Annotated in this window: 21 protein-coding genes; 9 read left to right on the forward strand and 12 right to left on the reverse strand. The window is 56.4% G+C overall.

Annotated features, from left to right (window positions below; translation table 11 throughout):
* Positions 1–204: 204 nt before the first annotated feature.
* From V5P19_RS05230 to V5P19_RS05245, 4 genes are all read right to left on the reverse strand, one after another.
* Entirely contained in the window at positions 205–1,902 is a 1,698-nt protein-coding gene (locus tag V5P19_RS05230; RefSeq protein ID WP_334400788.1) for an NAD-dependent malic enzyme, read from the reverse strand.
* Positions 1,903–2,078: 176 nt separating this feature from the next.
* Positions 2,079–2,216 (reverse strand): stationary-phase-induced ribosome-associated protein, encoded by a 138-nt coding sequence (gene sra, locus V5P19_RS05235; RefSeq protein WP_013096533.1) that lies wholly within the window; start codon positions 2,214–2,216, stop codon positions 2,079–2,081.
* Between the two features lie 95 nt (positions 2,217–2,311).
* Complete coding sequence (bdm, locus tag V5P19_RS05240) at positions 2,312–2,527, reverse strand: biofilm-dependent modulation protein (protein WP_013096534.1); 216 nt, start codon at positions 2,525–2,527, stop codon at positions 2,312–2,314.
* 231 nt (positions 2,528–2,758) lie between these two features.
* On the reverse strand, positions 2,759–3,610 hold the full coding sequence (locus tag V5P19_RS05245) for a Vmh family MBL fold metallo-hydrolase (protein ID WP_334400793.1): 852 nt from the start codon (positions 3,608–3,610) through the stop codon (positions 2,759–2,761).
* A gap of 111 nt (positions 3,611–3,721) precedes the next feature.
* Between V5P19_RS05245 and V5P19_RS05250 the strand changes: the two genes are divergently transcribed.
* Positions 3,722–4,660 (forward strand): LysR family transcriptional regulator, encoded by a 939-nt coding sequence (locus tag V5P19_RS05250; RefSeq protein ID WP_334400795.1) that lies wholly within the window; start codon positions 3,722–3,724, stop codon positions 4,658–4,660.
* A gap of 18 nt (positions 4,661–4,678) precedes the next feature.
* Positions 4,679–5,107, forward strand: coding sequence for an OsmC family protein (locus tag V5P19_RS05255; protein ID WP_334400797.1), 429 nt, complete (start codon positions 4,679–4,681; stop codon positions 5,105–5,107).
* Positions 5,108–5,130: 23 nt separating this feature from the next.
* Here V5P19_RS05255 and V5P19_RS05260 read toward each other — a convergent pair whose 3' ends face one another.
* Positions 5,131–6,036 carry a LysR family transcriptional regulator gene (locus V5P19_RS05260; RefSeq protein WP_334400799.1) on the reverse strand — a complete coding sequence of 302 codons (906 nt, stop codon included), beginning with the start codon at positions 6,034–6,036 and terminating at the stop codon, positions 5,131–5,133.
* 121 nt (positions 6,037–6,157) lie between these two features.
* On the opposite strand from V5P19_RS05260, the gene V5P19_RS05265 reads away from it, so the two are divergent.
* The gene (locus tag V5P19_RS05265) at positions 6,158–6,907 is read left to right on the forward strand and encodes an SDR family oxidoreductase (protein ID WP_334400801.1); all 750 of its coding nucleotides are present in this window, start codon (positions 6,158–6,160) and stop codon (positions 6,905–6,907) included.
* On the opposite strand, the gene V5P19_RS05270 is transcribed toward V5P19_RS05265, so the two are convergent.
* The 7 genes from V5P19_RS05270 to V5P19_RS05300 are packed head-to-tail and all read right to left on the reverse strand — an operon-like array spanning position 6,904 to position 13,735.
* Positions 6,904–7,833 carry an ABC transporter ATP-binding protein gene (locus V5P19_RS05270; protein WP_334400803.1) on the reverse strand — a complete coding sequence of 310 codons (930 nt, stop codon included), beginning with the start codon at positions 7,831–7,833 and terminating at the stop codon, positions 6,904–6,906. The two genes, V5P19_RS05265 and V5P19_RS05270, sit on opposite strands and share 4 nt — an antisense overlap.
* Entirely contained in the window at positions 7,826–8,812 is a 987-nt protein-coding gene (locus V5P19_RS05275) for an ABC transporter ATP-binding protein (protein ID WP_334400805.1), read from the reverse strand. The genes V5P19_RS05270 and V5P19_RS05275 overlap by 8 nt, the downstream gene beginning before the upstream one ends.
* Positions 8,809–9,705, reverse strand: coding sequence for a D,D-dipeptide ABC transporter permease (gene ddpC, locus V5P19_RS05280; protein ID WP_334400807.1), 897 nt, complete (start codon positions 9,703–9,705; stop codon positions 8,809–8,811). Before ddpC ends, V5P19_RS05275 begins: the two co-directional genes overlap by 4 nt.
* A complete protein-coding gene (locus tag V5P19_RS05285; RefSeq protein ID WP_334400809.1) occupies positions 9,702–10,724 on the reverse strand; it encodes an ABC transporter permease in 1,023 nt (340 codons plus the stop codon). The genes ddpC and V5P19_RS05285 overlap by 4 nt, the downstream gene beginning before the upstream one ends.
* Positions 10,725–10,747: 23 nt before the next feature.
* A complete protein-coding gene (locus V5P19_RS05290; protein ID WP_334400811.1) occupies positions 10,748–12,280 on the reverse strand; it encodes an ABC transporter substrate-binding protein in 1,533 nt (510 codons plus the stop codon).
* A gap of 15 nt (positions 12,281–12,295) precedes the next feature.
* The gene (ddpX, locus tag V5P19_RS05295; RefSeq protein WP_334400813.1) at positions 12,296–12,871 is read right to left on the reverse strand and encodes a D-alanyl-D-alanine dipeptidase; all 576 of its coding nucleotides are present in this window, start codon (positions 12,869–12,871) and stop codon (positions 12,296–12,298) included.
* A gap of 12 nt (positions 12,872–12,883) precedes the next feature.
* Positions 12,884–13,735: a MurR/RpiR family transcriptional regulator gene (locus tag V5P19_RS05300; RefSeq protein ID WP_334400815.1), complete on the reverse strand. Its 852-nt coding sequence runs from the start codon at positions 13,733–13,735 to the stop codon at positions 12,884–12,886.
* A 268-nt stretch (positions 13,736–14,003) separates the two neighbouring features.
* On the opposite strand from V5P19_RS05300, the gene V5P19_RS05305 reads away from it, so the two are divergent.
* The 6 genes from V5P19_RS05305 to V5P19_RS05330 all read left to right on the forward strand — a co-directional run bounded on the left by V5P19_RS05305 (position 14,004) and on the right by V5P19_RS05330 (position 22,316).
* On the forward strand, positions 14,004–15,485 hold the full coding sequence (locus V5P19_RS05305) for an alpha/beta hydrolase (protein WP_334400817.1): 1,482 nt from the start codon (positions 14,004–14,006) through the stop codon (positions 15,483–15,485).
* 93 nt (positions 15,486–15,578) lie between these two features.
* Positions 15,579–16,790, forward strand: a complete 1,212-nt coding sequence (locus V5P19_RS05310; protein WP_334400819.1) for a diguanylate phosphodiesterase — start codon at positions 15,579–15,581, stop codon at positions 16,788–16,790.
* 88 nt (positions 16,791–16,878) lie between these two features.
* Complete coding sequence (locus V5P19_RS05315; RefSeq protein ID WP_334400821.1) at positions 16,879–17,781, forward strand: aminoimidazole riboside kinase; 903 nt, start codon at positions 16,879–16,881, stop codon at positions 17,779–17,781.
* Positions 17,782–17,953: 172 nt separating this feature from the next.
* The gene (locus tag V5P19_RS05320; RefSeq protein WP_334400823.1) at positions 17,954–19,471 is read left to right on the forward strand and encodes a carbohydrate porin; all 1,518 of its coding nucleotides are present in this window, start codon (positions 17,954–17,956) and stop codon (positions 19,469–19,471) included.
* Positions 19,472–19,539: 68 nt separating this feature from the next.
* Entirely contained in the window at positions 19,540–20,910 is a 1,371-nt protein-coding gene (locus V5P19_RS05325; protein WP_334400824.1) for a sucrose-specific PTS transporter subunit IIBC, read from the forward strand.
* The gene (locus V5P19_RS05330; RefSeq protein ID WP_334400826.1) at positions 20,910–22,316 is read left to right on the forward strand and encodes a sucrose-6-phosphate hydrolase; all 1,407 of its coding nucleotides are present in this window, start codon (positions 20,910–20,912) and stop codon (positions 22,314–22,316) included. Before V5P19_RS05325 ends, V5P19_RS05330 begins: the two co-directional genes overlap by 1 nt.
* Positions 22,317–22,338: the final 22 nt, after the last annotated feature.

The raw sequence follows: 22,338 nt of genomic DNA on the forward strand, positions 1-22,338 counted from the left end.
GCCAAAAGTATGTGAAAAATTGAAAATTTCACAGTACAGCATATTTGTCCTCCTTATATATTCAGTGGGTTAATGGATGAAAGGAGTGTAGCGGGGGAAAAGGGGTTTGGCTAGTGGGGAATTAGTGCTGTAGATTCTTATCCCAAAACGGGAGGGGGTGTCATTGTACCCTCTCCCGTTTTGGGAGAGGGTGAGGGGCGGTATTTAGATGGACGTCCTGCGGTAGCTGCGGTATTCCGGCTTCCAGTAGTTGTCGTCAATGGCCTGCTGCAGGGCATCGGCAGAAGTTTTTACCGCCACGCCTTGCTGCTGCGCCATCTTGCCCACCGCAAATGCGATAGCGCGGGACACTTTCTGGATATCTTTCAGCTCTGGCAATACCAGGCCTTCACCGTCATTCACCAGAGGGGAGTAACCCGCCAGCGTTTCACTCGCAGACATCAGCATTTCGTCGGTAATGCGAGACGCGCCGGAGGCGATAACCCCCAGACCAATTCCCGGGAAGATATAGGAGTTGTTGCACTGGGCAATTGGGTAAACCTTATCTTTCCATACCACCGGATCAAACGGGCTGCCGGTGGCAACCAGCGCATTCCCTTCCGTCCAGGCAATGATGTCCTGCGGGGTCGCTTCCACGCGGGAGGTAGGGTTAGACAGCGGCATCACGATAGGGCGTTCGCAGTGCTTGTGCATCTCGCGAATGATCTCCTCGGTGAAGAGACCGGTTTGCCCGGAAACACCGATCAGGATATCCGGCTTCACGTTGCGCACGACGTCCAGCAGGGAAAGGACTTCGTTGTCGGTATCCCAGTTTTTCAGGTTCTCGCGTTTTTGCACCAGCTTAGTCTGGAACGGCAGCAGGTTCGGCATGCCGTCGGTCAGGAGGCCAAATCGGTCAACCATAAAGACGCGAGAGCGCGCCAGCTCTTCGCTTAATCCTTCGCGTTGGGTTTGGGCGATAATCTGCTCGGCAATCCCACAGCCCGCAGATCCCGCGCCGAGGAAAACAATTTTCTGATAGCTTAGCTGACTACCGGCCGCGCGGCTGGCGGCGATCAGCGTGCCGACGGTGACCGCGGCAGTGCCTTGAATATCGTCGTTAAACGAGCAGATCTCATCACGATAACGGTTCAGCAGCGGCATGGCGTTTTTCTGAGCAAAATCTTCAAACTGCAGCAGCACGTCAGGCCAGCGCTGCTTCACGGCCTGGATGAAATCGTCAACAAACTGATAGTACTCGTCGTCGGTAATACGCGGATGACGCCAGCCCATGTACAGCGGATCGGTGAGGAGCTGTTGGTTGTTCGTCCCCACATCCAATACCACCGGTAAGGTGTAGGCCGGACTGATCCCACCACAGGCGGTGTAAAGGGACAGCTTGCCGATGGGAATGCCCATCCCGCCAATACCTTGGTCGCCGAGGCCCAGGATACGTTCACCGTCAGTCACCACGATCACTTTGATGTTGTGGTTTGGCACATTCTGCAAAATGTCGTCCATGTTGTGACGGTTCTGGTAGGAGATAAATACGCCACGGGAACGACGGTAAATCTCAGAGAAACGCTCACAGGCAGCACCGACCGTCGGGGTGTAGATCACCGGCATCATCTCTTCGAGATGGTTTTGCACCAGGCGATAGAAGAGGGTTTCGTTGGTATCCTGAATGTTGCGAAGGTAAATGTGCTTGTCGATTTCTGTTTTGAAACCCTGATACTGGATCCAGGCACGCTCTGCCTGTTCTTCAATGGTTTCAACAACTTCTGGCAGAAGGCCAAGCAGGTTAAAGCTGCTGCGCTCTTCCATGCTGAAGGCACTGCCTTTATTCAGCAGGGGGAACTCAAGCAAAACCGGGCCGGCATAGGGGATATATAAGGAACGATGTTTTTTCAGTTTGTTGTCCATGTCACTCACTCTTTTTTTTGAAGATCCGTCCCTGACACTGCTGTTTGTCATCTTTCTGGCCTGTGCTGTGGGGTGCGGTCAGGCGCTATTATAAAGGAGCTAAATATTAATTACCGCAACGCAGATACAAAAACACCATCGGGATTGCCGATGGTGTTAAGGATCTTTACCGGGTCTTACTTGCCTGCGTGGCGCTTTCTACCGGTGGCGTGGGTGACTTGCGTTTCGCTGTCGCCCTCAATCACCACTTTACGTTGATTAGAAAGCTTGTAGTTCAGCCCCAGGATGTGGCGTGCCTGACGGTTCGATTTCATATTAACTCCTCAATCCTGTTGATAGTTTTAAGGACAAGTTTGCTGACGCAAACGAAATGTAACCCCTTAGGTTGCAGATCCAGCTTAGCAGGTTTTTACAACGGTGCGTTTTGCCCGCTGACGACGTAGTTAATGGTCTGCTGGTAGATGTCACTGAGGATGTCATTGTCTGTGGATTCCACCCACTTGGTCAGTTCCATCAAAATGTCATCTTCGGTTACAGCACCATGCTCGGCGTGTAGACCTTGTGCAATGGCGTTGACGAGTTCAGGTTGTGCTGCTGCAGTATTTGCCGGGTAATAAGTAAACATGCTGCCTCCGTGTCGTTATCTGTTTAATGTTACGGCTTGCAAAAACGTAATTCACAAACAGAATGGCAAATATTTTTACCCCTGTGTCTAAGATTCATCTCAGAAATAAAAATGTCATAAGTACATGCTTTTATGTACTTTTAAAAAAAAGGGGATATATCGAAGGTTGAGCAGAGAATATTTTGATGGTGCTCCTGCTATCGCCGATAAATAGCAGGAGCCGGTATTAACTTACCACTTCATTTCGCCGGTATTCACTTTTGCACTTAACTCCAGCGAACTCGCTTCGGCGAGGTCAGGATACTGTTTTTTCATGGCAGCAATCACGCCTGCAGAATCCTTATGCTTCGCCAGCGCCTGCTCAAACTCCTGCAAATACTCGCGGGTAAACGCGATAGCGCCCGTTCCTGACGGTGGCGTACCCAGATAATGGCCAGGGATCACGCGCTCTGGCTTATGAGCGGCCATGTTGACCAGCGTTTGCTGCCATTCTTTGCGGATGGCTGGCGTCTGCGTATCTGCTGTCCAGACGTGAATGCCCCAGGAAATACCGGTTCCGCCAAGGATCGTTTTTGCTGACGGGATCCATACATAGGCCGCGTAGCTATTCGGCTGTTCAATGTCGATTTTTTCGCCATCCACCATAAACGTTGTCGAGGCCAGCACCTGCGGGACAATCAGCGCTGTAGGAGCGCCGTCCTTCATCTGCGGGCCCCAAAAAGCGAGTTTAGCGTCTTTGGTGGCGTTAATATGATCGACGACGTGCTGTGTGGCGACCACTTTGGCATTCGGGAAGGCTCTCACCAGCGGCTGTAGGCCAAAATAGAAATCCGGGTCGCCAGAGGTGATCACAATCTTATTCAGCGTTTTGCCGCTTTTACGAATTTTCTCTACCAGGGCTTCACCGTCCTTCACGCTGAACTGGGCATCAAACAATACGGCCTCTTTCGGGCCAGAAACCAGCGTGGAAGAGACGGCAAAAATGCCTTTTTCCTGCGGGTTGTAGGTATCAATGGTTAACGGCGCAGCAAAAACGGCTGGCGTGAAGAGGGCGCATAGCACTGCAAGGCGGGTAATTTTCATTCTATTGTCTCTGTTGTCCGGGAAAGACGCTATTGTACGGATTTCAGCATTTGCCAGAATTCCTGAAACAAGACATGCTTAGTTTCATAAATCGAGCAAATGGAGTGTTGTATGGATCGTGTTATTGCCGCTCAGGTCTATAACCGGATTTGTGAGCTGGGTAGCCTGAGCGCGGCGGCTCGCGCGCTGGGCATTTCTCGCCCGATGGTGAGCCGCTACCTTGAGCAGATGGAAAAGTGGGCCGGTACGAGGCTGGTGAACCGCTCAACGCGCAAGCTGACGCTGACCGCCGCGGGCGAAAAAATACTGCTCAAAACGCGCACGCTTTCGCAAATCTCGCAGGAGATAGAAGATCAGTCGGCGAAGGATATGCCGTCCGGCACGCTGCGCGTTGCCTGTGCGCATTTTACCGCCATCCATATGATCGCGCCCGTGTTGCCCGATTTGCTGTCGCGCTATCCGCAGCTGCGAATAGAGCTGGATGTGAATAACCATCCGGTAAGCCTGGTGGGAGAGCGTATCGATGTGGCAATCCGAATCACCGACAACCCGGAGCCGGGCATGATTGCCCGCAGCTTGGGGGAGTGTCGTTCCGTACTCTGTGCGTCGCCAGACTACCTGGCTCGCCGTGGTACCCCTGAAACCGCTGCTGCGCTGGCGCAGCATAACTGTCTGCACTATAGCTTCTTCGCCGGTCAGTCGTGGTCTTTTTTGACAACGGCGGGGGAGACGGTGTCAATGGCCGTCAGCGGCAATCTGAGTGCCAGCATTTCGTCTCTGCTGATGGACGCCGCCATCAACCATTGTGGTATCGCTATGCTGCCGGAGCGAGAGGCTCGCGAGGCGTTATCACAGGGCAAACTGGTGCGCGTGCTTGGCGAATTAACGCCGAAACCGATCGGTATTTTTGGTATTTATCAGTCGCGAGATCATCAGCCCGCCGCGCAGCGCGTGTTCCTTGATGCGCTGGCGCAATACCTTTGTGAACCTTCGGACTCGTCTGTCTTCCCTGCAGAATCGGTTATTCGTCCTATACTTAACCCTTTGTAAGCCAAAAGGAGAGCAATAATGACGATTCATAAGCACGGTTCAGCGCACTGGTCTGGCGACATTAAGCGCGGGAAAGGGACAGTATCGACCGAGAGCGGCGTTCTTAGCCAACAACCTTACGGCTTCAATACCCGCTTTGAAGGCGCAAAAGGCACCAACCCGGAAGAGCTGATTGGTGCAGCCCACGCGGCCTGTTTCTCCATGGCGCTGTCATTGATGCTTGGCGAGGCGGGCTACACGGCAGACTCCATTGATACGACGGCGGATGTCTCGCTGGACAAAACCGATAGCGGTTTTGCAATCACCAAAATCGCGCTGCAGAGCAAGGTGACGGTGCCAGGCATCGATCCTCAGCAGTTTGACGGCATTATCCAGAAAGCCAAAGCCGGCTGCCCGGTGTCGCAGGTATTAAAAGCGGACATCTCGCTGGACTATAAGCTGAACTAACTCAACGCCGGGTGAAAGCCCGGCTATCCTTTCAGCGCAGCTGGAAATACCTCGGCAAGCCAGGCAATAAACACCCTTAGCCGATGCGTCAGATGCCGGTTTTGCGGATACACCACATGAAAGGGATAACGCTTCGGACGCCAGTCGTGAAGGATTTCAACCAGCGTTCCCGTTTTTAAATAATGTTGGATGGCGTACCCAAAGGTCTGAATAATGCCTAAACCCGCCACTGCCGCCGCCAGGTGTGCATTGCTTTCATTGACCCCCAGATAGTGCGGAATATCCACCTCCAACGCTTCTCCCTTATCCCTGAACCGGAACGGAAATGCCCGGCCGCTGACGGGGGAAAGATAGCTCACCAGCTTGTGACCATTACGTAATTCCTGCGGATACGCCGGAACGCCGTGATTTTTCAAATAGCCCGGCGTGGCACAGGTAATCATTTCTGCATCGCCGATGTGCCGTGCGATAAGCGTCGAATCATCAAGCGGGCCGCCTCGGATCACGCAGTCTACGTTAGCGCTAATCAGGTCAACGGGCCGGTCGGCCACGCCGAGATCGATGCGGATATCCGGGTGCTGCTGCATAAAGTCGGGCAGCAGGGGAATTAAAACGTCACGGGCGGTTGAACCGCCAACGTCAATACGCAAATGCCCTTTTGGCGTACAGCAGGAGGCACGAAACGCGGTGTCGATATCCTCAATCTCAATCAGTACCCGCAGGGCTTTATCGTAATACTCCTCGCCCTCCTGGGTGGTCACGACGCGGCGCGTGGTGCGTTGCAGAAGCCGGGTTTCAAGATGTGCTTCAAGCGATTTCACCAGCTTGCTCAGGGTCGCTATTGGCATGTTCAGCGAGTCGGCCGCCCGGGTAAAACTTCCGCTTTCCACCACCCGCGTGAACGCGCGCATTGCCATTAATTGATCCATGGATACCCCGGATTATTTCCGTACGTGAATAGTCATTTTCATTTTTGCCTATTTTTCACCCCTTACGCCAGCGCTAAAGTCAGTCCAACGCAATCTCACTCACTCATTAAAGGTCAATACGATGAACACCACGCTTTCAGGAAAAATTGCATTAGTCACCGGCGGCAGCACGGGCATTGGTCTGGCTACGGCGCAGGAGCTGGCCGCACAGGGTGCGAAAGTGTATATCACCGGGCGTCGCCAGGCTGAACTGGATGCAGCGGTCGCGGATATTTCGCCAACGGCGGTGGGGATTCGGGCTGATGTGTCTAAGCTCGCTGACCTGGATGACGTTTACGCCCGGATAGCGAAAGAGGAAGGGCGGTTGGATATTCTGTTCGCCAACGCGGGCGGCGGCGATATGCTCCCCCTCGGTGCCATTACCGAAGAACAATTTGACCGGATCTTCGGCACCAACGTGCGCGGCGTGCTGTTCACCGTGCAAAAAGCGCTGCCGCTCCTCACCGCCGGATCGTCCATTATCCTTACCGGATCGACCGTTTCCGTTAAAGGAACGGCAAACTTCAGCGTTTACAGCGCGAGTAAAGCCGCCGTGCGTAACTTTGCACGCTCATGGGCGCTCGATTTGCAGGGACGCGGCATTCGCGTCAACGTCGTCAGTCCGGGCCCTGTCAAAACGCCCGGGCTGGGCGATCTGGTACCGGAAGATCAGCGACAGGGCCTGTACGACGCGCTCGCCGCACAGGTGCCGCTGGGCCGTTTAGGCGCGCCGGGAGAAGTGGGAAAAGCGGTGGCGTTTCTGGCATCCGATGCGGCCAGCTTTATCAACGCCGTTGAGCTATTTGTTGACGGCGGGATGGCACAAATTTAATCCGCACTGCGCCAGCAGCGTACGTTACGGCCCTCGTTTGAGGGCTGTAACGTTTGAGGACTCTCGCAGCCCTGCGTCGCCAGCGGACATCGGTCACGGAAATAACACCCGACGGGCAGATGGCGGTTGCCGGGCAGATCCGTTTTGCGCAGCGCCAGGCTCTCATCCAGCGGTTCGCCGGTTCTGGGAACGGAGTCGAGCAGCAGTCGGGTATAGGGATGCTTCGGCTCGCCCAGCACCTGCGCGGCGTTTCCCAGCTCAACTATCTGCCCCAGATACATCACCGCCACGCGATCGCTCATGTGCCTGACCACCGAGACGTTATGGGAGATCAGCACATAGGTCAGATTGCGCTCCCGCTGCAGCGTGACCAGTAAATTCAGGATCTGCGCCTGCACGGAAATATCCAGCGCGCTGGTCGGTTCGTCCAGCACGATGATGTCCGGATTGGAAGAAAGCGCGCGGGCAATCGCAATGCGCTGACGCTGTCCGCCGGAAAAGGCGTGCGGCAGGCGATCGAGGTATTCCGGACGGATGCCGACCTGCTGCGCCAGGTTCTCCGCCAGATGGCGGCGCTCGCGCTCGCTGCTGCGCTTTTGCACCCACACCGGCTCGGTAATAATGCGCCAGACCGGCAGGCGCGGGTCGAGGGAAGAGAGCGGGTCTTGAAACACCATCTGCATGCCGCTTGCCGAATTCGGTCGACGGCAAGCGCCGGTGCTGGGCTTTAACATGCCCATCAGCAGCTGCGCCAGCGTGCTTTTCCCGCAGCCGGACTCACCGACAATGCCCAGCGTTTCACCGCGATGGATGTGCAAATCCAACCCGTTGAGCGCATGCACCTGCTCCGTGACGCGCCCCAGCCAGTTTTTGCGTGCGGGAAAGTTGACGTGCACGCTATCCAGTTCCAGCAAAATATCAGACATCGTGATTCTCCGATTGCGGGTACCAGCAGGCAGCCCGTTGGCTCTCTGCACCCGTAGGCATGAGTTTTGGCGTTTCACCACATTTCGCGCCCGCCGCAAAACAGCGCTCGCGAAACGCGCAGCCGCGCGGGAGCTGGCTGAGATTCGGCACCGTGCCCGGGATAGCCGGTAACACGCCGCGCGGCTCGCCGTTTTCCGGCGCGCACTGCAGCAGCCCGATGGAATACGGGTGGACAGGGCGCTGAATCAGCGTTTGCGTGGTGCCGCTTTCAATCACGCTGCCCGCGTACATCACATACATCCGATCGCAGAGCTGTGAAACGACGGCCATATCATGGCTGATAAACAGCACCGACGTTCCGCTGGCGCGCGCCTTGTGCTTAAGCAATCGCAACACCTGTAGCTGCACGGTGACGTCCAGCGCGGTGGTAGGTTCATCGGCGATAATAAGCTCAGGCTCGCAGGAGAAGGCCAGGGCGATCATCACCCGCTGGCGCATCCCGCCCGAAAGCTCAAACGGGTAGCGGGCCATTACCTCGGCGGCATCCGGAATTTGCATCTCTTCCAGCAGCGAAATGGCCTTTTGCTGTGCCTCGCCGCGCGAGAGCGGCTGATGCTGGCGGATCACCTCCACCATCTGTTTGCCTATCCGCCGCGTGGGGTTAAGCGCGGTCATCGGCTCCTGAAATATCATCGCCACTTTTGCCCCGCGCCACTGGCGGAGCTGTTTCTCCGACGCGTTCAGCACGTCTTCACCCAGCAGTTTTACCTGCCCGTGATGAATGCGATAGCTTCCCTCGGGCAGGAGGCGCATTGCCAGCATCGCGGTCACCGACTTGCCCGAGCCTGATTCGCCCACCATGCCAACGATTTCTCCGCGTTTGATATCCAGCGAAACGTGGTTGAGGGCGTGGACTTCACCGCGATAAACAGGAAAACTCAGGTGCAAATCGTCAATGGTCAATACCGAGTCGGTCATGACTGTCTCCCTCCCGATTTCGGATCCAGCAGGTCGCGGATCCCGTCACCAAACAGATTAAAACCGACGGCCGTGATCAGGATCGCCGCACCCGGAAAGGCGCAGTACCACCACTGGTCGAGAACATAGTTACGCCCGACGGCGACCATCGCTCCCCATTCCGCCGTCGGCTGCTGTGCGCCGAGGCCGATAAAGCCCAGCGTGGCGGCCATCAGAATCGCGCTGCCGATATCCAGAGACGCCTGAACAATCAGCGGCGGCAGGGCATTGCGCAGGATGTGCCAGCTGATCAAATGCCAGCGCGAGGCACCGAAGGTACGGGCGGCCTGCACGTAGGTAAACTGGCGTACCACCAGCGTCTGCCCGCGTGCCAGGCGGACGTAAAAGGGAATGCGTACGATCGCGATCGCCAGCATGGCGTTGAACAGGCTCGGCCCGAGCGCGGCAGCCAGCGCCATGGTCAGCACCAGGGAGGGGATAGAGAGCATGATGTCCATGATGCGCATAATAATGGCATCACCGCGCCCGCCCAGCACGCCGGACAAACAACCTAGCAGCGAGCCTATTCCCCCTGCGATGGCGACAACCGCCAGCCCTGCGCTGATGGACTGTTGACTCCCCACCAGCACGCGGCTGAACAAATCGCGGCCCACTTCATCGGTGCCAAACCAGTGTTGCGCGGACGGCGCCTGCAGGCGTGCCGTCAAATCCAGCGCGTTCGGGTCGTGCGGCACTATCCACGGCGAGGTAACCATCAGTAATAGCATCAGGATCATAATCACGCCGCCGATCAGCGTGAGCGGGCTTTTACGCAGCATCCAGAACAGCTTTGCCCAGTCGAGGCGCGGTTTAGGGGACGTAGCCTGGACGGACGTTTCCTGAGTCAACATCATTCGGCACCTCCGCGCCCGATTCGCGGGTCAATCCACAGATAGAGCAGATCGACCACAAGATTGACCAACACGTACGCCAGCGAGACCACCACCGCGAAGCCCATCACCGCAGGGAAATCGAGCGCCTGAATGGAGGTCACCACCCATGCGCCCATCCCCGGCCAGGCAAAAACGGTTTCGGTCAGCACCGCGCCGTAAAGCAGATCGCCCAGCGCCAGACCGAGCACGGTAATCGACGGGATCATCGCATTCGGCAGGGCATAACGCAGAACGATATACCAGCCTGGTAACCCGCTGGCGCGGGCGGTACGAATGTAATCCTCGCTCAGCTGTTCGAGCATGGCAGAGCGAACCTGACGCGCCACAATGCCCAGGTGAACAAAGGCCAGCGTCAAGGAAGGCAAAATCAGGTGCTGAAGCGCATTAAGAAAGACCTCGCCGTTACCTTCCAGCAGAGCATCAACCAGATAAAAGCCGGTAACGCGCGCAGGCGGGTCAAGCCAGTCGTCCAGCCTGCCGCCGCCGGGCAGAATTTGCAGCTGCCCGTAGAACAGCACAATCACGCCCAGCCCCAGCCAGAATGCAGGGGTAGAGATCCCGGTCATCGCCATTAGGCGCACCAGGTGATCCAGCCAGCGATTGCGGTAAACGGCAGACAAAATGCCCAACGGTACGCCAATGATTAACGCCAGCAGCAGGGAACAAAACGCCAGCTCCAGCGTGGCGGGGAAAAAGGCCTTCAGATCTTCCGCCACCGGACGGCCGGTGCGGATGGAGGTGCCTAAATCACCGTGCGCCAGGGCATCGACGTAGCGGCCAAACTGGATATACAGCGGCTGATCCAGCCCCAACTGCTGGCGGATGCTTTGCACAATGTCGTCGCTGGCACGGTCTCCGGCCAGCAGACGGGCCGGATCGCCGGGGATCATGTGTGAAATAATAAAGGTGATGATACAGACACCGGCCACCACCAGGATTAACCCCCAGCAGCGCTGGCGCACTATGCTCCAGAACGTCATTCGCTTTCCCCCGGCGACAACCGTTACTTACTCATGGTGGCGATGTTGAACACCTGCTCAAGCATTGGATTAAAGGTGAAACCTTTGACCTCTTTGTTCATCGCCAGCTGGTAGTTCTTCTGGAACAGATAAACGTAGGCCGCTTCGTCAATCACCACCTTTTGCGCCTGCTGGTAGTCTTTGGTGCGCTGCGCCTGGTCGGTGGTTTTCAGCGCCGCCTGCAGCAGAGAATCGACGGCTTTGTTGTCATAGAACGCGCGGTTGCCCGGCAGCCCTTTTTTGTCCGACTCAAACCAGTAGTTCATGAACATGTACGGGTCGGCAAAATCCGGGCTCCAGTTGCCGATGGCAATGTCGTAATCGCCTTTTCCCACGCGGTCACGCATGGTGGCATTGGCCAGTTTTTCCAGCTTGACGTTGATACCCAGCTTGCCAAGGCTGGCCTGGGTGGAGAGGGCAATCGGCTCCCAGTTCGGGTCGTTGTCAGAGTAGAGGAACGTCAGGCTTGCAGGTTTATCCTTTACGTTTTCCAGCGCCGCTTTGGCTTTCTCCTCGTCAAAGCGGTACTGCATGGCGCTTGAGTCAAAGCCCCACATGCCGTCCGGGATGGGGCCCCGCATCTGCTTGCCATTGCCGCTCAAAATACCTTTCACCATGCCCTCATAATCCGTTGCCCAGGACACCGCGCGGCGTAAATCGACCTGATTCATCGGCGCTTTACCGTTGTTAAGATACAGATAGGTAACGCGCAGGGACGGGTACTCGGCAACGGCCACCTTGCCTTCCTGTTTCAGGGCGGTAAGTTGATCCACCGGCAGCGAGTCGGCAATATCCAGGTCGCCACGGGAGAGCTGCAAGCGACGCGACGCGCTTTCGCCGATGATTTTTACCGACACGCGCTTAAAGTGTGGCTTATCGCCCGCCCAGTGTGGGTTAGGCACCAGAATCAGCTGCTGACCTTTCTGCCAGCTTTTCAGCATAAACGGCCCTGAACCCGCGGTGTTTTGTGCCAGATAACCGCGTGCATCATCCGCCGCGTTGGCTTTCAGCACTGCCGGGTTGATGATGGACGCGCCATCGTTCGCCAGGGTGTAAAGGAAAGGGGCAAACGGCTGGCTTAAGGTGAATTTCACCGTGTGTTCATCCACCGCATCAATTTTGAGATCTTTCGGGAAGGCTTCGGACGGACCTTGACCGATTTTCAGCAGTCGCTCAAACGAGAGCTTGACCGCCTCGGCGGTAACCGGAGTGCCATCAGAAAATGTCGCCTTGTCCGTCAGGGTGAAGGTCCACTCCTTCTGGTCATCAGACGCCTTCCAGCCCGTCGACAGATCGCCTTCAACCTCGGTGGTGCCGGGCTTGTACTTGACCAGACGTTGATAGGACGGGTAGGTCACCGTCCAGTCGTTGTTATCAATGGTGACCGCCGGATCGAGCGTTTGCGGGTCGGCCGCTTTGCCGATCGCCAGCATATCTTTAGGGACGGCAGCCAGCGCAAGCGGCGCGCTCAGTGCAAACGTGGCGGCAATCAGGGTGGTCAGAAGCGTTGTTTTCATGGCCGTGCTCCAGAATTAAAGGGATGTGTGCGTCAAAGGGAAACAGTCAAAGCGATCGTCAAGCAAAGGATAGCTGGCAGCATCGGGTAGCTCGAAATGCCACCATTCGCTGCTAATGCCGACAAAGCCGCCGCCAAACATAATGGCGTTAAGCAGCAGGCGGTTGCGCTGGGCATGCGGCGGGACTGAAGGGTGATAGGGATGCGAACGGTCGTGCATTTCGTCGAACCCGGCACCCATGTCCAGCACGTTGTCATGTTCGTCCATCAGCGTAACGTCGATAGCCGTGCCGCGGCTGTGATTGGATCCAATAGCGACGTCAACGACATAGTCGGGATTCGGGCAGGCATCCCACAGCTGGGCCTGCGCCTGCTGCGGGCGGTAGGCGTCGTAAACCACCAGCTTCAGCCCGGCTAGCGTCGCGATGCTGATAGCTTTCGCCAGCGCGGTGGCCGCGTCACGATGCAGCAGACACTGCGTCTCGCGATAAATCGGGCGGCCAGTAAGGTTGTCGGCCGTGGCGTATTTCAGATCGATTGACAGCGTGGGGAAGGTCTTCGCCACATCAATCAGTTCACTCTCTTCGGGCATAGCTACGCTCCTTTAGCGTTCGAATTGACCAAACTCTTGTTGTAATTGTCGGTTTACCGCAAGGCGCTCAGGAAGGGCATCACCCAACGCTTCCACCACGCCCGACAGAAGCAGGTTGAACAGACAGCTCACGGGGGCCAGTGAATCCCAAAAGTGGCCGGTATCGGTTTTCACCTGCAGTAAATCAATGGGGTAATCCCGCGCCCAGGGGCACCAGATGTCGGTAATCAGCGCCATCGGTATGCTTTTCTCGCTTGCGACGCGGCAGTATTGACGGGCAATGGCGGAATAGGCGCGGGTATCGGTCAGTACTACATAAGGATGCGAAAAACCGGAGTTCAGCGATTCAACCCAGCTGCCGGATAACCCCTCGGAATAACTCACGCGCGGGCGCAGGTACTCCAGATGGCTGAAGAAGGCGTTGGCAATCCCGCGCGTTGACTGGATACCCAGGACAAACACCGCGTCGGCGTGCGTCAGCTGATGGACAACCTGCTTAAACGCATCGCTTTGTGCCAGTTGATACACATGGGTAATGGCGTCAATCTCCAGCGACAGGGCGTGCTGCACGCGATCCGACACGGGCTGCTGCTGCCAGGAGTCGAGACGCTCGTTCATGCCCCACGGCTGGTACGGGTCGCGCAGGCTTTTTTTAGCATCGTCGAGATTGCGATAGCCCAGCTTGCGCAGGAATCGTCCAACGGTTATCCCGCTGGTACCCGTCGCCAGCGCCACGCTCTCCGCGGTTTCAAAGGGTATTTGCGCAGCATGGGCCAGCAGCCAGCTCGCCACCCGCTTTTCGCTGGGGGTGAGCTGGCTGAATGTTGCTTCAATACGGCTCAGCACTTCGGGTTGGGTGGTCATACCGCCTCGCTGTTAACGTGCTGTCAATGACAGGCGTTCTGTTATCAGATTAACAATGCATGACGCGTGCCATATTCACAGTGAGCGGAATACCGCCTGTGCTGCAAAGTTAATGCAATATTTGTTTAACTAATGATCAACATTTGTGCAGCGTAGTTCACTTTTGGTGCAACGGGGAGCGATGAAGAGGATGATTTTGGTGAATACGTCAGTGTCCTCACATTATTTGTTAAGATATAAGCACTATGAATAAGAAAGGGATGGCGGCATGGCAAATCTGCCCTGGCGAATCAGCGTGCGGCTGATCGTTGTTGCAAAGAAAATCGCGATGGTGCTGGGGATTATCCTGCTTGTGCTGCTCGCCGTCCGGGTTTACCTCTCCCAACAGGGGCCAGCGCTGCATCGCTGGCACACCTGGCAAGCCGATGAAATGTCCGTGGACGAGATCGATAAGGCGAGCTTTGCACAATACACCGCACGCGAAAACGTCATCTTCGCCGATCTGGACGCGGACGTGACGGCAAAAACGGCGGGCGAGGAGCGCACGCCGCTGAACCGCTATTTCCGGCAGAGCCTGGTATGGCCCGGCAAATTTTCGCCCGATGCAAACCGCTCGTTCGTGTTAATGCCGCAAGGAAAACCGCGCGGCGCGGTGGTACTGTTGCACGGACTCACGGATTCACCCTACAGCGTTAAGCATATTGCGCAGGATTATCAGCAGCGCGGTTTCGTGGCGGTGGTTCCCCGTCTGCCCGGACACGGGACGGCCCCCGGCGCGCTAACTGACGTCGACTGGGAGATGTGGCTGGCGACAACGCGCCTTGCCGTACGCGAAGCAACGCGTCTGGCGGGCGAAGGGGTTCCGCTGCATGTGGTGGGCTACTCTAACGGTGGGGCGCTGGCGATGAAATATGCCCTTGACGCGCTTGATTCTCCCTCGTTGCGTAAACCTCAGCAGCTGGTTCTGCTTTCCCCGATGATCGGCGTGACCGCATTTGCCCGCTTTGCAGGGTTCGCGGGGCTTCCCGCCCTGTTACCGGCGTTTGCCAAAGCGGCATGGCTCAACATTGCCCCAGAATATAACCCTTATAAATACAATTCATTCCCGGTTAACGCGGCGCGCCAGTCGTGGCTGCTGACGCAGGCTCTGCAGCAGCAGTTGAGTCGTGATGCACGGGAGAACACGCTCAGCGGATTACCGCCGGTGCTGGCGTTCCAGTCGGTAATGGATTCAACGGTCAGCACCCGCGCCGTCGTCACCGAGCTGTTCGATCAGCTGCCTGAGAACGGCAGTGAACTGGTGGTGTTTGACATCAATCAGGCCGCGAGTTTCCGTCCGCTGTTCAGGCCATCGTCGTGGACGGCGCTGTCAGAACTGTTGCCCGCCGAGCTCAGGCGTTACAGTGTCACGGTTATCACCAATGCCGATACAGACAGTTTCGATACGGTTGCGAAAATAACGCCCGCGGGCAGCATGCATGAAACTGTCGTGCCGCTGGCGCTTCGCTGGCCACAAGAGGTCTATTCGCTGTCGCACGTTGCCGTGCCGTTTCCACCGGATGACGATCTCTATGGCCGTCTTCCTGCCGCTAAAAATCGGTATGGCATCAGCCTGGGGACGATTGCGCTGTGGGGAGAGACATCGGTGCTAAGTGTTGGAAAAGAGGCGCTAATGCGGGTGACGTCCAATCCGTTTTACGACTATATGCAGGAGAGGATTAACAGGCGTATCAATCCAGAGGATAAATGACGAGCCATTCGCATGGCTAATGTATTAGGTGGCATTCTTAAAATATGCTAAAGAATAATTTAGGGCGCATATTTCACAACGGGACACATTTCTGTGCTGACTACACTTATTTATCGAAGCCAGTTAAATCCATCCTGTCATTCAGCCGACCTGATTTCATTGGTCGAACGCGCGAAGATCAGAAATACAGGGCTGAATATCACCGGCGTGCTTATCTCTAACGGACGCGAGAACCTGCAAATTCTCGAAGGCGCGGAGGAGAGCGTTGTTTCGCTATTCCATACAATCCGTGCCGATAAACGTCACTTCGGCGTCGTAGAACTGCTACGTGACTATGGGCCGCGCAGACGTTTTGAAAACGTGGGCATGCTGCTGTTCGATCTGCAGGTTCAATCGCAGAAAGAGGTCCTGCAGTCGGTTTTGCACTACAGCAAACTTGAAAGCTACCTGACATCAGACGATCGGGTGTTCAAATTCATTCAGACTTTTATTACCGGCAAAAAAGCGTCACCTACCGGCACGCCTTTCGACGTGGAGAAATGGACGCTCTCGAGCGAGGATCTTCCGTTCGGGGAGGGCGTCGGGTTAATCGCAAACCAGTTTTGCCAGTTTGCCTTGCAGCCTATTGTTGAGCCGACGGAGGGGAAGATTAGCTCGCTTGAGGCCCTTATTCGCAGCAATGATGGCGGAAGCCCGGAGCATTTCTTTCATTCCCTCGACCAGGACAAAATTTACGAAGTTGATTTGCAGACCAAGGCCTATGCCTTTGCGCTGGCGAAGAAGCTGGGCATTGGTGGGCATAAAATTGCGGTCAATCTCTTGCCAATGTCGCTGGTGAATGTGCCCGGCGCGGTGGAATTTTTAGTCAAGCAGATCAGGCTTAACGGCCTGCAGCCAGAGCAGGTGATCATAGAAGTCACCGAAAATGAGATGATTTCAGGCTTCAACCGATTTAATAGCGCCATTAAACAGCTGCGTGCCGAAGGGATCGGCCTGGCGATTGATGATTTTGGTTCCGGATATGCGGGACTGTCGCTATTAACGAAATTCCAGCCAGACAAGATTAAAATCGATCGCGAAATCATCAGCGATATTCATCTTAGCGGTCCGAAGCAGGCGATTGTGAAATCGATCGTTAGCTGTTGTACCGATATGGAAATCACGCTGGTGGCGGAAGGAATTGAGAAGATGGAAGAGTGGTGCTGGCTTGAGTACGCCGGTATTCGCCGCTTCCAGGGTTTTTTATTCGCCCGACCGAAGCTTAACGGCGTGGGTAATATTAACTGGCCCCACCTGGCACGATAACGCAATTTCTCTCGTCTATATTTCCCCTTTTCCCAGCCTGTGCTTAAATAGCTAAAACGGTTTAACAATGTTTAGCTAAGGTGAGCGTATGAGTAAAATTTGGGTGCTTGGGGATGCCGTCGTGGATCTCCTGCCGGAAAGCGATGGCAAACTGCTGCAGTGTCCCGGCGGCGCGCCGGCGAATGTGGCGGTGGGTATTGCCCGGCTGGGCGGGAATAGCGCGTTTATTGGCCGAGTTGGGGACGATCCCTTTGGCCGCTTTATGCAAAAGATATTAACGGATGAAAAGGTCGACGTGCAGCGGCTGCGGCTGGACCCTTTGCGCCGCACCTCCACCGTCGTTGTTGACCTTGATGAACAGGGCGAACGCTCGTTTACCTTTATGGTACGACCGAGCGCGGATCTGTTTCTGGAGCCAGCCGATTTACCGACGTTCTCTGCCGGAGAGTGGCTCCACGTCTGCTCTATTGCGCTCAGCGCAGAACCCAGCCGTTCCGCAACGTTTCAGGCGATAGCGTCTATTCGAAAGGCGGGTGGCTTTGTCAGTTTTGATCCCAATATTCGCCCGGATCTCTGGGCGGACGAGGATGATCTCCGCGACTGTCTGGCGCAGGCACTGCGCGGTGCAGACGTGGTTAAACTCTCCGTTGAGGAACTGACTTTCCTGACCGGAGATCGGCGAGTAAAAGAAGGGCTGGATACGCTTATGAACACGTGTCCGGCAAGCCTGGTGCTGGTGACGCAGGGCAAAGAGGGCGTGGTTATCTGGCACAGGGATACGCTGACGCACTATCCGGCTACGCCTGTCGAATGTATTGACACGACCGGTGCCGGTGATGCCTTTGTGGCGGGACTGCTTTACGGGCTCGCATCCACCGGCCACATCCCCGACGATCTCACCCGCATCATTGGCTTGGCGCAGCGCTGCGGCGCGCTCGCCACGACGGCCAAAGGCGCAATGACCGCGCTACCGTACCATCACGCACTCTGATTTCCGCCCGTTGGCCGCCGCTCGGCGGCCTGAATTGTTGCCTCGATCACACTTACTAAATCGGTTTAGCAAAAAACATTGCCGATTCAAAATTCACAGGTTTAGTATCATCAACCTAAACCGGTTTAGCAATTTAGCAACGTTCAAATATTTCTTTTAGGGATGCGACAAAATGTATAAAAAACGCAGACTTGCCGTGATGATAGGCATGCTGGCCGGCAGTACCTCTGTTTTTGCCAAAGCGGATATGACAAGTATCGAATCGCGCCTTGCGGCGCTTGAGCAGCGTCTGCAGGATGCGGAAACGCGCGCGCAGGCGGCCGAGAAACGTGCGGCCTCAGCGGAACAAAAAACGCAGCAGCTGGTTGCGGCACAGCAGCAGGCGCAAACCCGCACGCAGGCGGTAGCGCAGCGAACCTCGGTGCTGGAGAAGAAAGCCGACCAGAGCAGCGGCTTTGAATTTCACGGCTATGCCCGCTCCGGCTTGCTAATGAACGATGCGGCCTCAAGCAGTAAAAGTGGCCCATACCTGACGCCAGCCGGGGAAACCGGTGGGGCGATTGGCCGTCTGGGGAATGAAGCGGATACGTACGTTGAGCTGAACGTGGAACACAAACAGACCCTGGACAACGGGGCGACGACACGTTTCAAAGCGATGCTTGCCGATGGACAAAAAACCTATAACGATTGGTCAGCCGATACCAGCGATCTCAACATTCGTCAGGCATTTGCTGAGCTGGGCAATCTGCCTGATTTTACCGGCGCGTTGAAGGGCAGCACCTTCTGGGCGGGTAAACGTTTTGACCGCGATAACTTTGATATTCACTGGCTGGATTCCGACGTGGTGTTCCTTGCCGGGACCGGCGGCGGCGTATACGACGTGAAGTGGAACGACACGCTGCGTAGCAACGTCTCGATTTACGGGCGCAATTTCGGCAGCGAAGAGCAGATTGACAACAACGTCCAGAACTACATCCTCAGCATGAACCACTTCGCCGGACCGTTCCAGCTGATGGTGAGCGGCCTGAGGGCAAAAGATAACGACGACCGTAAAGACGCGAATGGCGATCTGATTAAAACCGACGCGGCAAATACCGGCGTGCATGCCCTGGTAGGCCTGCACAACGACAGTTTCTACGGCCTGCGTGAAGGTTCTGCCAAAACGGCGCTGTTATACGGTCACGGACTGGGAGCAGAGGTGAAAAGCATTGGGTCTGATGGCGCGTTGCTGTCGGAAGCGGATACCTGGCGCTTTGCAAGTTACGGTGTCACGCCGCTGGGGGGCGGCTGGCACATTGCCCCTGCGGTACTGGCCCAGAGCAGTAAAGATCGCTATGTCAAAGGCGACAGCTATGAGTGGGTTACGCTGAACACCCGCCTGATCAAAGAGGTCACGCAGAATTTTGCGCTGGCGTTTGAGGGCAGCTATCAGTACATGGATTTAAACCCGGAAGGTTACAAAGATCGTAACGCTGTTAACGGAAGCTTCTACAAGTTGACCTTCGCGCCGACGCTAAAAGCGGGCAAGATCGGTGATTTCTTCAGTCGTCCTGAATTACGCCTGTTCGCTACCTGGATGGACTGGAGCAGCAAACTGGATAATTACGCCAGCGATGATGCCTTTGGCAGCAGCGGCTTCAACGCCGGTGGGGAATGGAACTTTGGGGTTCAGATGGAAACCTGGTTCTAACTCTTTCACGCCCCCGTTCTGCGGGGGCGTTTCAAACATCATAAAAACGAAGTCAGGCAGAGGTATCTATGGATTTTGATAATATCGCCCGCGCGCTCATTCCGCTGCTCGGCGGCAAAGAGAACATCGCCAGCGCCGCGCACTGCGCCACGCGCCTGCGGCTGGTGCTGGTCGACGATGCGCTTGCCGATCAGCAAGCTATCGGCAAGGTTGACGGGGTAAAAGGGTGTTTTCGCAACGCCGGGCAGATGCAGGTGATTTTCGGTACGGGCGTAGTGAACAAGGTCTACGCCGCGTTTATTCAGGCGACGGGGATCGGTGAATCCAGCAAGTCGGAAGCGGCGAATATCGCCGCGCGCAAGCTGAACCCGTTCCAGCGTATCGCCCGCTTGCTGTCGAATATTTTTGTGCCGATCATTCCGGCGATTGTGGCGTCCGGTCTGCTGATGGGCCTGCTGGGGATGGTGAAGACCTACGGCTGGGTCAGCGCCGATAACGCGATATACATCATGCTGGACATGTGCAGCTCGGCGGCGTTTATCATTCTGCCCATCCTGATTGGTTTTACCGCCGCGCGCGAGTTTGGCGGCAACCCGTATTTGGGCGCAACGCTGGGCGGCATCCTGACGCACCCGGCGCTGACGAACGCCTGGGGCGTGGCGTCCGGTTTCCATACCATGAACTTCTTCGGCCTTGATATCGCTATGATTGGCTATCAGGGGACGGTGTTCCCGGTGCTGCTGGCCGTCTGGTTTATGAGCATTGTGGAGAAAAACCTGCGCCGGGCAATCCCGGACGCGCTTGATCTGATCCTGACCCCGTTCCTGACCGTGATTATCTCCGGCTTTATCGCGCTGCTGATTATCGGCCCGGCAGGGCGCGCGCTGGGTGACGGAATCTCGTTCATTCTGAGTACCCTGATTGAGCATGCGGGCTGGCTGGCCGGATTGTTGTTTGGCGGGCTCTATTCGGTGATTGTCATCACCGGTATTCACCACAGCTTCCATGCCATCGAGGCCGGGCTGCTGGGCAATCCGTCGATCGGCGTTAACTTCTTGCTGCCTATCTGGGCGATGGCGAACGTGGCTCAGGGCGGCGCGTGCCTGGCGGTGTGGTTCAAAACCAAAGACGTGAAAATTAAAGCCATTACCTTACCGTCGGCGTTTTCGGCGATGCTGGGCATCACCGAGGCTGCGATTTTTGGTATCAACCTGCGCTTCGTGAAGCCGTTTATTGCGGCACTCATCGGCGGGGCGGCGGGCGGCGCCTGGGTGGTGTCGGTACATGTGTATATGACCGCCGTTGGGCTGACCGCGATCCCGGGGATGGCGATTGTACAGGCAAGCTCGCTGCTGAACTATATTATCGGCATGGTGATTGCGTTCGGCGTGGCGTTTACGCTTTCCCTGCTGCTGAAATACAAGACGGATTCTGAATAATGACGCGACCTTCTCGCTGGCCTGCCGTACTGCAGGCCGTAATGAAAGGCCAGCCGCGGGCTTTTGCCGATAGCCACTATCCGCAGTGGCACCCGGCACCGGTTACGGGGCTGATGAACGATCCTAACGGCTTTATCTGGTTTGCCGGGCGTTACCATCTGTTTTATCAGTGGAATCCGCTGGATTGCGATCATCGCTATAAATGCTGGGGACACTGGAGTTCAGCCGATCTTGTGCACTGGCAGCATGAGCCGATGGCGCTCATGCCCGATGAAGAGTACGACCGCAGCGGCTGTTATTCCGGCAGTGCCGTAGACAACAATGGGGTGCTGACGCTGTGCTACACCGGCAACGTCAAGTTTGACGACGGCAGCCGTACCGCCTGGCAGTGCCTGGCGGAGGAACAGGATGACGGCAGCTTTAAGAAACGGGGGCCGGTTCTGCCCTTGCCGGAGGGCTATACCGGACACGTGCGTGATCCGAAGGTCTGGCAGCACGACGGGCAGTGGTACATGGTGCTCGGTGCGCAGGATCTTCAAAAGCGGGGCAAAGTGCTGCTGTTCAACTCGGCAGATCTCTACAGCTGGCAGCCCTGCGGTGAGATTGCCGGGCACGGCGTTAATGGCATGACGGACGCCGGGTATATGTGGGAGTGTCCGGATCTGTTTGCCCTGGACGGGACGCATATTCTGATTTGCTGCCCGCAGGGGCTGGCGCGTGAACCGCATCGCTATCTCAATACCTATCCGGCCACCTGGATGAGCGGGGCGTTTGACTATCAACACGCCGCGTTTGACCACGGTGAGCTTCACGAGCTGGACGCCGGTTTCGAGTTTTACGCTCCGCAAACCACCACAGCGGAAGATGGCCGACGCATCCTGATTGGCTGGATGGGCGTGCCCGATGGAGAAGAGATGCTGCAGCCAACGCGAGCTCACGGCTGGATCCATCAGATGACCTGTCCGCGCGAGCTTGCGTATCGTGACGGCACGCTGTGGCAAACCCCGATCAGGGAACTGGCACAGCTTCGCGAGGCGGAACATCAGTGGCAGGGAAACGCCAGCGATGCGCCCATACTGGACGCCGCGCGTCTTGAGTTTGAGATCGCCGCCTCGCACCTAAATGTGGATTTTGGCGGAGCGATACGACTCACGATGGATGAAAACGGGTTGCGCCTCGAACGCGCCAGCTTGAGCACCGGGGAAACATTAACGCGTTATTGGCAGGGTGAGGTGCGTCATATACGCGTACTGTGCGACCGTTCCAGCGTCGAAATTTTCATTAATGGTGGCGAAGGGGTCATGAGCAGTCGCTATTTTCCTGTCCACCCGGCGCAGGTTCGCTTCGAAGGTGCGTCCAACATCACATTACGCTACTGGTCGCTGCGCAGCTGCATGATAGAATAGCGTTTTTGGCAGCCGGACTAGG

Origin of the sequence: Enterobacter sp. UNJFSC 003 (assembly GCF_036903355.1) — a bacterium.
GTDB lineage: Bacteria > Pseudomonadota > Gammaproteobacteria > Enterobacterales > Enterobacteriaceae > Enterobacter.